Here is a 12,776-nt window from a genome sequence, read left to right on the forward strand (position 1 = left end):
AGGAGGGAATTTAAATGGATTTATCAAATTTAGTATATCCAGTAATCAGCCTAGGTGGCCTTGGCTTAGTATTTGGAGCGCTATTAGGATATGCAAACAGTAAATTTAAAGTAGAAGTTGATGAAAGAATCCCTCTAGTGAGAGAATGTTTACCTGGTGCAAACTGTGGTGGATGTGGATTTGCTGGATGTGATGCTTATGCAGAAGCTGTAGTTATGGGTACAGCTGCAACTAACAAATGTAGCCCCGGAGGTGCTGAGGCAGTTGAAAAGATATCTTCAATTCTTGGAGTTGAAGCATCAACAGCTGAACCAATGGTAGCTTTTGTAAGATGCAAAGGAACTTCTGATGTTGCAAGAGAAAAATATAACTATGTAGGAATTCTAGATTGTAACCAAGCTTCCGTAGCCCCTGGTGGTGGTTCTAAAGCTTGTGAATTTGGATGCTTAGGTCTTGGTTCTTGTGTAAAGGCTTGTGAATTCGGTGCACTATCCATAATTAATGGTGTAGCTTCTATAGATGAAGAAAAATGTGTAGCTTGTGGTGCTTGTATATCAGCTTGTCCAAAAACATTAATTCATCTTGTACCTAAAAAATCTAAGGTTAGAATAGACTGTAATAACAAAAATAAAGGTAAAGAAGTTATGGATGTTTGTGATGTAGGATGTATCGGTTGTGGTATCTGTATGAAAAACTGCCCTAAAGATGCAATCGAGATAGTAAATAATATTCCAGTATTTGATTACACAAAATGTGTTAGTTGTGGAATATGTGCAAATAAATGTCCAAAGAACTCCATATTAAACCTTAGAAAACCTGCATTAAAAAAAGAAGCAGTACCATCTCCTGCTAAGGCAGCTAGTGAAGCTACTTCTTCTGAAAATAACAATGCTACAGTATAAATAAATTTAATTTTATGTTATAATATAGAAGGCTTTTTAGCCTTCTATATTTATTTGGAGGTGATTTCGTGCAAGAAGAAGGTATTATAAAGAAAATTAATGGAGATATAGCTACTGTTGCTTTTGTAAAAAAAGGTGGTTGTGGTGGTGGATGTTCCTCTTGTAAATCTGGATGTCCTAAAGATACTATATTGGTAGAATTAAAAAATACAGAACACGCTACTGTTGGTGAAAGAGTTTTAGTATCAATGGATAATAAGGTTTTTAGCAACATGACATTTTGGGCCTATGCCTTCCCTACCATTATTACAGTAATTACTCTTATAATATGTCTATACATATTTAATAAGCTTAATTTAGCTAATTCTGAAGTATATTCAGTGTTACTGGCTTTAGTAGCCATGGTAATTTCTTATGTACTTAGTTCTAAACTAAACAAAAAACAAGATAAGTATTCTTTTAAGATGATTAAAAAGTTAAATTAAACTTTTTAAAATGTGATGAAAGTTATATTAATAAAGATATATTTTACTATATAAAGTTAATAATATTCACATATAGATCATACAAAATCAATTATAACCATTAGGAGGTATAAAGATGAACATAGCATCAATGATTGATCATACTATTTTAAAAGCTGAAACAACCAAGGATCAGGTTATAAAAATTTGCAAAGAAGCAAAGGAATATAAATTCAAGTCAGTATGTGTAAATTCTTGTTATACTGAGTTAGTAGCAAAGGAACTAAAAGACTCTGGAGTACTTGTGTGCACAGTGGTAGGTTTCCCTCTAGGAGCTATGGATACTAAATCTAAGGCTTTCGAAACAGCTAGAGCTATCGAACTTGGAGCAAATGAAATAGACATGGTTATCAACGTAGGAGCTTTAAAGGATAAGGATTACGATTTTGTGAGAAATGATATAAAAGAAATTGTTGATACCGCTAAAGGAAAGGCTATAGTTAAAGTTATTTTAGAAACTTGCCTATTAACCGAAGAAGAAAAAATCAAGGCTTGTGAATTATCACAAGAAGCAGGTGCAGACTTTGTAAAAACTTCAACTGGATTTAGTACAGGTGGAGCAACTCCTGAAGATATTGCTCTAATGAGAAAGGTTGTTGGACCTAATATGGGCGTAAAAGCCTCTGGTGGTGTTCGTACTACTGAAGATGCCCTGAAGGTTATAAATGCTGGTGCAAATAGAATTGGTGCCAGTGCATCTATAGCAATCGTAGATAATTTATGTAATTCAGATTCTGACTATTAGAATTTATTTTCATTTTACAAATTAATTAAAATACATTTTACAAATAGGTAAACTTCTGTAAATTCTAGAAGTTTATCTATTTATTTTTCGACTTTTTTGTTAAGTTCTTGTTAAGAACATTAATTTTGTTAAAGCTTTGTCGTATATATTGAAATTAGTCACAAAATGTTTAAAATTAAGACATGATAGAAAATTTAATCAATTCTATCAAATATTTTTATAGGGGGATATAAAAATGAAATTTTTAACAGGACTATTCAAATTTTTACCAATCTTTGTATTGGCAGGTCTAATGATGATGAAGGTTAACGTACTTACGGCAGCTCCAATTGCAACAATAGTTGCTTGCTTTGTAGCCTACATCACAGAAAAAATTAAAATGAATGAACTTATTGATGCTGCTGTAAACAATGTAAAGGAGCTCATACTTGTATTCTTTATATTAATGTTTGCTTATGCAATGGCAAGTGCCTTTATGTCAACAGGAGTTGGTGCTTCTATCGTTAATGTAGCTCTATCTCTTGGGTTGAATGCAAGAACTGTTGCTGTAACCGGATTCATAGTTACTTGCGTACTATCAGTTGCTACCGGAACTTCTTGGGGAACTTTCGCAGCATGTGCACCTATCTTCTTATGGCTTAACCATATAGTTGGAGGAGATATCCTTCTTACTACATCTGCTATCGCTGGTGGTGCTTGTTTTGGTGATAATATTGGTCTTATCTCTGATACAACAGTTGTAAGCTCTGGTATTCAAGATGTAGAGGTTATAGACAGAGTTAGAACTCAAGGTGTTTGGTCTCTCTCTTGTATGATAATCACTGCAATTATTATCTTTGTAGTAAGCCTAGCAATGAAATTACCTACTGATGTAGCTAATGCAAAGTTAGCTATTGATGCTATTCCACCAGAAGCATGGTCTGCTATTGAGGCTCAAAAACCAGCAGCTGTTGAACTTTTAAATCAAGTTAAAACCGGAGTTCCTGTATACATGGTAATTCCTCTAATACTTGTTATAGTTGCTGCTGTTATGGGTATTCCTACTCTACTTTGCCTATTCTTAGGAATTGGTTCATCATACATCTTCGGTTCCTTTGCAGGAACTGTAGAAAGCTTACCTGCTTTCTTATCTTTAGTTCAAGATGGATTTGGTGAGGCTGGTTCTTGGGTTATTGTAATGATGATGTGGGTTGGTGCCTTCGGTGGTGTAATGGCTAAAATGGATGCTTTTGCCCCACTATCAGCTCTTGTTTTAAAAATATCTGGAAACGTAAGACAACTAATGTTCTGGAATGGTGTTTTATGTTTAGGTGGTAACGCTGCTCTTTCTGATGAAATGGCTCAAATAGTAACTATCGGACCTATCATTAAAGAATTAGTTGATAAAAATGTTGAAGGAAGCCAAGAGGATATGTACAAACTATATCTTAGAAATGCAACCTTTGGTGATGCACTTGGAGTATTCGGATCTCAATTAATTCCTTGGCACGTATACATTGGTTTCTATGTAGGAATTGCTTCTTCAGTATATCCATTACACAAATTTGTAGCTACAGATATAATTAAATATAACTTTATGGCTTTTGTAGCTGTATTTTCAATCCTACTACTTACCCTTACTGGATGGGACAGATTTATTCCTAAATTTGGTCTACCAACAGAACCTGCTGTTAGATTAAAAAAGAAATAAATATATAACACTGATAATGAAGCAATTCTATATTATCAGTAAATAATTCTTAAAACATGCTATTGATATCATAAGATGTTAATAGCATATTTTTTTCATAATATTTGTTATTTTTTTAACACACATATCTAAATATTCTATAATACTTCAAGTTATAAATACTAAAATGTAAATTTTATTTATAATATTATTTATATACTAAATTTTTTGAAATTATTTTTAGTAAACATTTACATGGGATATATGCAAATATTTTTATCTTCAATATTATTTCTACCTATTTCTACTTTTTAATTTATCGTTTTCATTAATTAACTCAATATTTTTAATTTTTTTATAAAAAGTTCTAAAATTTATGTATTTTTTCTGGAAAAACACTTGATATTTTTTTGAAAAGGTTTTAAACTAGTAATGTGAAAATAATGGTTAAAAAAATAACTATATTTTCATCTTAATTAATTTATAGGGGGATCATAAATGAAATTTTTAAAAGGATTTTTAAAGTTTGTACCAATCTTTGTATTGGCAGGTCTAATGATGCTTAAGGTTAATGTACTTACGGCAGCACCTATAGCAACAATAGTTGCTTGCCTTGTAGCCTACATCACAGAAAAAATTAAACTGAATGAACTTATCGATGCTTCCATCGAAAATGTAAAGGAGCTTATTTTAGTATTCTTTATACTAATGTTTGCCTACGCAATGGCAAATGCATTTATGTCAACTGGAGTTGGTGCTTCTATAGTTAATATAGCATTATCTCTTGGAGTAAATGCAAGAAGTGTTGCTGTATGTGGCTTCTTAGTAACTGGTATACTTTCCGTTGCTACTGGTACCTCTTGGGGAACCTTTGCTGCATGTGCTCCTATCTTCTTGTGGCTAAACCACATATTAGGAGGAAATATTCTTCTTACTACAGCTTCAATAGCTGGTGGTGCTTGTTTTGGAGACAATATTGGTCTTATCTCTGATACTACAGTTGTAAGTTCTGGTATTCAAAAGGTTGAGATACTTGAAAGAGTAAAATCTCAAGTTGTTTGGTCTGTCCTTTGTCTTGTTGTGTCTGCAATTATTATTTATGGTATGAGTGTAGCACTGAAACTGCCTACAGAAGCTGCTAATACTGCACTAGCAATTGAGTCTATTCCAGCAGAGGCATGGTCTGCTATTGAAGCTCAAAAGCCTGCAGCTGTTGAACTTTTAAATCAAGTTAAAAATGGAGTACCTGTCTATATGGTAATTCCGCTATTACTTGTTATAGGTGTCGCTGTTACGGGTGTACCTACTCTACTTTGTTTGTTCCTAGGAATTATTTCTTCTTATATCCTTGGTTCCTTTGCAGGAACAGTAGAAAGCCTACCAGTTTTCTTAGGATTAGTTCAAAGTGGATTTAGCGAGGCTGGTTCTTGGGTTATAGTAATGATGATGTGGGTTGGTGCCTTTGGTGGTATCATGGCTAAAATGGATGCCTTTGCTCCACTATCAGCTATTGTTTTAAAAATATCTAAAAATGTAAAACAGTTAATGTTCTGGAATGGTGTTTTAAGTATAGGTGGTAATGCTGCTCTTTCTGATGAAATGGCTCAAATAGTAACTATTGGACCTATTATTAAAGAATTAGTTGATAAAAATGTTGAAGGAAGCGAAGAAGATCTTTATAAACTTCGTCTTAGAAATGCCACCTTCTCAAGTTCATTAGGTGTTTTCGGATCTCAATTAATTCCTTGGCATGTATACATTGGATTCTATGTAGGAATACTTTCTTCAGTATATCCATTACATACATTTATAGCTACAGATATTATTAAATATAATGTCATGGCTTTTGTAACCGTAATTTCATTACTTCTTCTTACTATTACCGGATGGGATAGATTTATTCCTAAGTTTGGTTTACCAAGAGAACCTAAAGTTAAACTTAAGAATCAAACTTCTGAGGTCAATTCTGATAAAGAAATTTGTGCATAATAAATATAAAAAATCTCACAATAGTTAATAATTATTGTGAGATTTTTTATATATCATAGTTATACAAATTAATGTTCATTCCAAAAACTTCATATTTATTTACTAATAATAACCATAAAACCCTTTACACATAATAACAATTATTCTTTTATAATACATATATTAGCAAATACTCCTAACATTCTACATTAAATTATTTAATTTATGCGTTTTTTCTGAAAAATACTTGATATTTTTGAGAAAACGTTTTAAACTAATTTTATAGTAAGACTAGTTAAATAAATAACTAGTTTTTCTAGTAAATTTTTTATAGGGGGATATAAAAATGAAATTTTTAAAAGCAACCTTTAAGTTTGTACCAATATTTGTATTGGCTGGACTTATGATGATGAAGGTAGACGTGCTTACAGCTGCACCAATAGCAACTATATTTGCATGTATTGTAGCCTACATCACAGAAAAAGTAAAATTTAGTGAGCTTATCGATGCAGCAGTCGATAATGTAAAGGAACTTATTTTAGTATTTTTTATACTAATGTTTGCTTATGCAATGGCAAACGCTTTCATGTCAACAGGAGTTGGTGCTTCTATAGTTAATATGGCCCTAACTCTTGGATTAAATGCAAGAACTGTAGCTGTATGTGGCTTCTTAGTAACTTGCATACTGTCAGTTGCTACTGGAACTTCTTGGGGAACATTTGCTGCATGTGCTCCTATTTTCTTATGGCTTAACCATATAGTTGGAGGAAATATTCTTCTTACTACAGCTTCTATAGCTGGTGGTGCTTGCTTTGGTGATAATATCGGTCTTATCTCTGATACAACAGTTGTAAGTTCTGGTATTCAAAAGGTTGAAGTTATTGATAGAATTAGAACTCAAGGGATTTGGTCAATAGCATGTGCGATTATAACTGCAATTATTATATTCGGTGTTAGTTTATATATGAAACTACCTACAGATGTAGCTAATGCAAAATTAGCTATTGATGCTATTCCACCAGAAGCTTGGTCTGCTATTGAGGCTGAAAAACCAGCAGCTGTAGAACTTTTAAATCAAGTTAAAACTGGAGTACCTTTCTATATGGTAATTCCTCTAATACTTGTTATAATTGTTGCTGTTATGGGAGTTCCTACTTTACTTTGCTTATTCTTAGGAATTGCTTCTTCATTTATCTTTGGTACATTTGCAGGAACTGTAGAAAGCTTACCTTCTTTCTTAGGTTTAGTTGAAAGCGGATTTGGTGAGGCTGGTTCTTGGGTTATTGTAATGATGATGTGGGTTGGTGCCTTCGGTGGTGTAATGGCTAAAATGGATGCTTTTGCTCCAATATCAGCTCTTGTTCTAAAAATATCTGGAAATGTAAGACAATTAATGTTCTGGAATGGTGTTTTATGCATAGGTGGTAACGCTGCCCTTGCTGATGAGATGGCTCAAATAGTAACTATCGGACCTATCATTAAAGAATTAGTTGATAAAAACGTTGAAGGAAGCCAAGAGGATATGTACAAACTATATCTTAGAAATGCAACCTTTGGTGATGCTCTTGGAGTATTTGGATCTCAATTAATTCCTTGGCACGTATACATTGGTTTCTATGTAGGAATCGCTTCTTCAGTATATCCATTACACAAATTTGTAGCTACAGATATAATTAAATATAACTTTATGGCTTTTGTAGCTGTATTTTCAATCCTACTACTTACTCTAACTGGATTGGATAGACTTATTCCTAAGTTTGGTCTACCAAGTGAACCTGCTGTTAAACTTAAAAAAGGAAATAACAATTTAAATGCTGATAAAAATGCAGCAATATAAATAAATTAAAAAGATAACCTTATAAATTAAGGTTATCTTTTTTCATTTAATTATAAATTATATATGTTTATAATCACAGATAATTTATCTCTTATTACTTTCTCATCTCTTCTTCAAATATTTTATCATATTCTGCAACAACTTTATCAAATTCAGCTTCATCTTCAACCATTTCATATGAAGCTGTGGCACCTTCTCCAATTACCTTATATACATAAGCTTCCTCTTCTTCTTCAAGTGGTGCTAAAATAACATAGTGCTCTCCATCTATAGTTAAATCTTCAACTATTTCTAGTTCTACCTTTTCCATTGTTTCAGAGTCAGTAAGTGTTATTATATTCATTTCTTCCATTTTCATGTCCTCCTAAATTCTTTCAAATAAATCTTATTTCATTATATAGCATATAAACCTATAAAACAATGCCATATTAAAAATATAAAACTTAATCGTATTACTATCTAATTTGTACTATTTATTAGTAGACATGTATATATTATTTTTACATAAATTTTAAATATAAAATCTAGTATCTGGGTCTATGAGATTATCTTTTATTTCTACACCAAATAATCCATTTATTAAAGTAGCACTTTCAATATGGTGGGCATCCTGCACATCTCTATTTAAAATTTGTACTTGATCTATAGTACTCTTTTGTGATGGTTTAATTTCATTATTCTTTTTATTTTTCTTATTCGATTTACTCATGTTATTTCACCTTCCTTTCTTATATAATACAAATTATTTAAGACAAAGGATGGTTAATCATTTTTTGCATTATAGGCAGTCAAAACTTGATTGAACTCTTTACCTGCTCCTATAGAAGCATATTCAACCATACCATTTTCTCTACTTACAACCTTATATGCACAAGCTTCATCTGAATCCTTGGGACCTGCAATTACATATTCATTTTTACCTACATTAACCACATCAATAAATTCTAATTCTACTATTCTTCCATCTTCCCCTGAAACTTTTATACACTTATTATTGCTCATCTTATAACCTCCAACTATTTTTAAATCTTTAGTAAAAATATATAAATTTTAAGTTATACATTTTTAGCTTTTAACCCCACTTTATTTTTAAAATATATTACCTATTTATAAGATGTGCATAATACAAAAAATTATTTATGTTTTAAATTTTATTTTTTTAAGGTATCTAATCTATCCTTTATACGTTTTTCATACCCCATTGATGTTGGAGTATAATATTTTTTCTTAAGTAACTCCTTAGGCATATATTGCTGTCTAACATAATGATTTTCATAATCATGAGGATACTTATATCTTGATCCTTCATTTAAAACATTAGATCCGCTATAATTACTACCTCGAAGATGTAAAGGAACTCTGCCTATCTCTTCCTTTTCAATGTCTTCAAGAGCTAAATTAATAGCATTATAAGATGCATTACTTTTAGGTGCTCCAGCTAAATATATAGTTGCCTGAGCTAGAGGTATTCTAGCTTCTGGCATTCCTATAAACTTCACTGCATTTAGAGCCGCATTAGCTATTAAAAGCGCATATGGATCTGCATTGCCTATATCTTCTGATGCTGATATTACAAGTCTTCTAGCTATGAATTCAGGATCTTCACCACCTGATAGCATTCGAGCAAGATAATGCACTGAAGCATCAGGATCACTTCCTCTAATACTCTTTATAAAGGCAGATATTATATCATAATGATAATCTCCACTTTTATCATAAGTAACTTGTTTTTTTTGCATACATTCTTCTACTACATCTTGAGTTATATGTATTATACCATCTTCCCTTTTATTAGTAGTTAAAACAGCTAATTCTAAAGCATTTAATGCTCTTCTCCCATCACCACCAGCATTATTACATATAAACTCTTCTGCTTCTTTATATAACTTTATATTAATACTTCCATAGCCAAACTTTTTATCTTTAAGTGCTCTATTTAATAATGACACTATATTTTCCTTTGATAAAAGCTCTAATTTAAAAATCATTGATCTAGATAAAAGTGCTTTATTAACTTCGAAAAAGGGGTTTTCTGTTGTAGCACCAACTAAGGTTACTATTCCCTTTTCTACATGAGGTAATAAACTATCTTGTTGGGTTTTATTAAACCTATGTATTTCGTCTATGAAAAGTATAGTTTTCTTTCCACTCATAGAAATTTCTCTTGTTGCTTCATCTATTACATTCTTTATATCTTTAATTCCAGAAGTTACCGCATTTAACTCAACATAGTTACACTTTGTAGTTTTAGCAATAATTTTTGCTAGACTTGTTTTTCCAACTCCAGGAGGTCCATAAAATATTAAAGATGTAATTCTATCACCTTTAATGCTTCTATATAATAGTTTATCCTTGGCTAATATATGGTCTTGCCCTACAAATTCATCTAAATTACTAGGTTTAAGTCTTTGTGCTAAAGGTTCATTACTATTTAAATCTATATTATTTTTTTTTTTCTTTTGTTTCTTCTAAATCAAATAATGAGATATTATATTCTCTTTCCATTTACATCATCCTTCAATAAATACTTATCATATCATTTAAAACTAAAATTCATTCTATAATATATTAAATATAACATAAAGCCTTCCAGAATAAAATCTTTAACTCTGGAAGGCTATTATCTCTATTAAAAGTCATTAAGGTAATAATCTGCATATTTGATATAGTAATCTAGTATTATAATTAATAATTATAATACTAATTATTAATTATAGTAAGTTTTTGCTTTTCTTTTCATTGTAATCATCTAAACACTTTTTAACCCCTGCAGATAACGCTAAAAGGGCAAGTAAGTTAGGGAATACCATTAATCCATTAAAAGTATCTGCAAGCTCCCAAACTAAATCAACTTTCATACCAGCACCTAAGAATATAAATATCATTACTAATATTCTATAAGGGGTTATTCCTTTATCACCAAATAAGAATTTTATATTAGCTTCCCCAAAGAAATACCATCCAATAATTGTAGAGAAGGCAAAGAAGAATAATGCTACTGATATAAATATTCCTCCAAATTCTCCACCCATACCATTAGCAAAAGCAGTCTGAGTTAATATTATTCCTGTTTCTCCACTATCCAAAGCTCCAGTAGTCAGTATTACAAAAGCTGTTAAAGTTAATATAATAAAGGTATCTATAAATACTCCCATCATAGCTACTAACCCTTGTTCTGACGGATGATTAACCTTTGCAACTGCATGAGCATGTGGAGTTGAACCCATTCCTGCTTCATTTGAAAATAATCCCCTAGCAACACCATATCTAACTGCTTGTTTAATAGTTACTCCTACAACTCCACCAGCTATAGCTTGAGGATTAAATGCTCCAACTACAATCATTTTTAAAGCAGGTAATATATTTGCATAGTTCATTACTATTATAAATAAACTACCTATAATATATAATAGTGCCATTACTGGAACAATTTTTTCTGTAAAGGATGCTATACGAGAAACACCACCTATAAAAATAACACCAGCTAATACAGCGACTACCACACCTACTATTCTAGCATCAACACCAAAGGATTCTTTAAAAGCACTTCCTATGGAGTTTGCTTGTACCATATTTCCAATAAAACCAAGAGCAAGTATAATAGTTATTGCAAAAAACACAGATAGTACCTTTGCTATTTTTTTATTCTTTAATCCATTTTTAATGTAATAAGCTGGACCACCAGTAACTTGTCCATTTACTACAGTCTTGTATTGCTGAGCTAAAGTTGCTTCTGCGAATATAGTTCCCATTCCGAAGAATGCACTAACCCACATCCAAAAAATTGCTCCAGGTCCACCCATTGCAATAGCTGTAGCAGCTCCGGCTAAATTTCCTGTACCTACTTGCGCAGCGATTGAAGTAGCTAAAGCTTGAAATGAAGACATTCCATCTGCTCCTGCTTTTTTGCCAAATTTTATTTTACCAAAAACAAGTTTAACACTTTCACCAAATTTTACAACTTGAACAAACTTTAATTTAAATGTAAAATAAATTCCTGTTCCACATAGTAAAAAAATCAATACATAGTTCCAAATAACTCCGTTGATACTCTTAACTATCTCTAGTAAATTATCCATAATATCCTCCCCATGATGTTACAGTTTACTACCTTATATTCATTGTAAGTTTATTTTGTGAATTTTTCAACAATTTCGAACAACCTTGTATATTGGAATATGTAATGATACTATTTGATATTTAAATAGATAAGATTTAAATTATCATATAATCTTATAAAATATTAAAAATAAATAAAAAAACAATGAAAAGCATTAGGCTCCTTCCCATTGTTTTTTTTGGTGCAGATGGCGGGATTTGAACCCGCACGAGAATTCTCTCACTACCCCCTCAAGATAGCGTGTCTGCCGTTCCACCACATCTGCATAATAATATAATTTTACTTAATTATTATATCATCATCTATTACTAGATTCAACAACTAAAATCAACTTAGTTTAAATCAATTTAATAAATAAACCCAATTTAATTTATAATAAATTAAATTGGGTTTACTACTATAATTATTGCAATATATGCTTTACTCTGCCTTTTGACCTAAATTGTATAGATATTTATATATTCTATGATTAAATTTAACCTTTTGAACATAACTTTTAGTTTCCTTAAATGGAATCTTATGAAGTTTTTTTCCATCGCTAGAATATTTCTCATCCTCAAGCCACTTAGTAACATTTCCAGGACCACCATTGTAAGCAGCTAATACAAGAATATAGTCCCCGTTAAAATCCTCACTCAATTTTTTCAAATACCAAGTTCCCATTCTTATATTAATCTCAGGATCTGCTATTATTTCTTCATTAAAGTTACTTAATTCTAGTTTTTCTGCAATCCACTTTCCCGTATCTGGCATTATCTGCATTAATCCTATTGCTCCCTTTGATGAGCTTGCATCTACTGCAAATTTACTTTCTGTATTAATTACTGCTGCTACTAAATTCGGATCTACATTGTACATCTCACTATATTCAATAATACTTTTTTCATACTCTAATGGAAAAAAGCCTTTTAATATAACTTTAAAATTAACAATAATAATTACAGCTATAACTATTATCAATATATTCTTCCTGGTCCTTTTATTAGATTTATAAGTCATTTTTCCCCCTAA

The 12,776-nt window shown here is 31.3% G+C and carries 12 protein-coding genes and 1 tRNA gene; 6 read left to right on the top strand and 7 right to left on the bottom strand.

Features of this window, described 5'->3' with window-relative positions; translation table 11 throughout:
* The first annotated feature begins 14 nt into the window (after nt 1–14).
* From rnfB to IO99_RS11860, 6 genes are all read left to right on the top strand, one after another.
* Nucleotides 15–902, top strand: a complete 888-nt coding sequence (gene rnfB, locus IO99_RS11835; RefSeq protein ID WP_035133664.1) for an RnfABCDGE type electron transport complex subunit B — start codon at nt 15–17, stop codon at nt 900–902.
* 68 nt (nt 903–970) lie between these two features.
* The gene (locus IO99_RS11840) at nt 971–1,387 is read left to right on the top strand and encodes a SoxR reducing system RseC family protein (RefSeq protein ID WP_035133667.1); all 417 of its coding nucleotides are present in this window, start codon (nt 971–973) and stop codon (nt 1,385–1,387) included.
* A gap of 115 nt (nt 1,388–1,502) precedes the next feature.
* The gene (deoC, locus tag IO99_RS11845; protein ID WP_035133669.1) at nt 1,503–2,171 is read left to right on the top strand and encodes a deoxyribose-phosphate aldolase; all 669 of its coding nucleotides are present in this window, start codon (nt 1,503–1,505) and stop codon (nt 2,169–2,171) included.
* Nucleotides 2,172–2,406: 235 nt separating this feature from the next.
* Complete coding sequence (locus tag IO99_RS11850; RefSeq protein ID WP_035133671.1) at nt 2,407–3,861, top strand: Na+/H+ antiporter NhaC family protein; 1,455 nt, start codon at nt 2,407–2,409, stop codon at nt 3,859–3,861.
* A 477-nt stretch (nt 3,862–4,338) separates the two neighbouring features.
* Nucleotides 4,339–5,829 (top strand): Na+/H+ antiporter NhaC family protein, encoded by a 1,491-nt coding sequence (locus IO99_RS11855; RefSeq protein ID WP_035133673.1) that lies wholly within the window; start codon nt 4,339–4,341, stop codon nt 5,827–5,829.
* Between the two features lie 325 nt (nt 5,830–6,154).
* Nucleotides 6,155–7,645, top strand: a complete 1,491-nt coding sequence (locus IO99_RS11860) for a Na+/H+ antiporter NhaC family protein (RefSeq protein ID WP_035133675.1) — start codon at nt 6,155–6,157, stop codon at nt 7,643–7,645.
* Nucleotides 7,646–7,739: 94 nt separating this feature from the next.
* On the opposite strand, the gene IO99_RS11865 is transcribed toward IO99_RS11860, so the two are convergent.
* The 7 genes from IO99_RS11865 to IO99_RS11895 form a co-directional block, all read right to left on the bottom strand.
* The gene (locus tag IO99_RS11865) at nt 7,740–7,997 is read right to left on the bottom strand and encodes a DUF1292 domain-containing protein (RefSeq protein ID WP_035133677.1); all 258 of its coding nucleotides are present in this window, start codon (nt 7,995–7,997) and stop codon (nt 7,740–7,742) included.
* Between the two features lie 159 nt (nt 7,998–8,156).
* Nucleotides 8,157–8,354 (bottom strand): hypothetical protein, encoded by a 198-nt coding sequence (locus IO99_RS11870; protein WP_035133679.1) that lies wholly within the window; start codon nt 8,352–8,354, stop codon nt 8,157–8,159.
* Between the two features lie 53 nt (nt 8,355–8,407).
* Complete coding sequence (locus IO99_RS11875; RefSeq protein WP_035133681.1) at nt 8,408–8,647, bottom strand: DUF1292 domain-containing protein; 240 nt, start codon at nt 8,645–8,647, stop codon at nt 8,408–8,410.
* A gap of 149 nt (nt 8,648–8,796) precedes the next feature.
* Entirely contained in the window at nt 8,797–10,086 is a 1,290-nt protein-coding gene (locus IO99_RS11880) for a replication-associated recombination protein A (RefSeq protein ID WP_035133683.1), read from the bottom strand.
* Between the two features lie 270 nt (nt 10,087–10,356).
* Nucleotides 10,357–11,724, bottom strand: a complete 1,368-nt coding sequence (locus IO99_RS11885) for an alanine/glycine:cation symporter family protein (RefSeq protein ID WP_035133685.1) — start codon at nt 11,722–11,724, stop codon at nt 10,357–10,359.
* A gap of 220 nt (nt 11,725–11,944) precedes the next feature.
* Nucleotides 11,945–12,030 (bottom strand) — tRNA-Leu (locus tag IO99_RS11890).
* A 155-nt stretch (nt 12,031–12,185) separates the two neighbouring features.
* Entirely contained in the window at nt 12,186–12,764 is a 579-nt protein-coding gene (locus IO99_RS11895; protein WP_035133687.1) for a lytic transglycosylase domain-containing protein, read from the bottom strand.
* Between the last annotated feature and the right edge of the window lie 12 nt (nt 12,765–12,776).

The sequence above is a fragment of the Clostridium sulfidigenes genome (assembly GCF_000732635.1).
GTDB lineage: Bacteria > Bacillota > Clostridia > Clostridiales > Clostridiaceae > Clostridium_J > Clostridium_J sulfidigenes.

Bases quoted from the DNA above. Each gene is read 5' to 3' on its own strand.
- rnfB (WP_035133664.1), top strand. From the start codon at position 15: ATGGATTTATCAAATTTAGTATATCCAGTAATCAGCCTAGGTGGCCTT.
- deoC (WP_035133669.1), top strand. From the start codon at position 1,503: ATGAACATAGCATCAATGATTGATCATACTATTTTAAAAGCTGAAACA.
- IO99_RS11850 (WP_035133671.1), top strand. From the start codon at position 2,407: ATGAAATTTTTAACAGGACTATTCAAATTTTTACCAATCTTTGTATTG.
- IO99_RS11855 (WP_035133673.1), top strand. From the start codon at position 4,339: ATGAAATTTTTAAAAGGATTTTTAAAGTTTGTACCAATCTTTGTATTG.
- IO99_RS11860 (WP_035133675.1), top strand. From the start codon at position 6,155: ATGAAATTTTTAAAAGCAACCTTTAAGTTTGTACCAATATTTGTATTG.
- IO99_RS11865 (WP_035133677.1), bottom strand. From the start codon at position 7,997: ATGGAAGAAATGAATATAATAACACTTACTGACTCTGAAACAATGGAA.
- IO99_RS11870 (WP_035133679.1), bottom strand. From the start codon at position 8,354: ATGAGTAAATCGAATAAGAAAAATAAAAAGAATAATGAAATTAAACCA.
- IO99_RS11875 (WP_035133681.1), bottom strand. From the start codon at position 8,647: ATGAGCAATAATAAGTGTATAAAAGTTTCAGGGGAAGATGGAAGAATA.
- IO99_RS11885 (WP_035133685.1), bottom strand. From the start codon at position 11,724: ATGGATAATTTACTAGAGATAGTTAAGAGTATCAACGGAGTTATTTGG.
- IO99_RS11895 (WP_035133687.1), bottom strand. From the start codon at position 12,764: ATGACTTATAAATCTAATAAAAGGACCAGGAAGAATATATTGATAATA.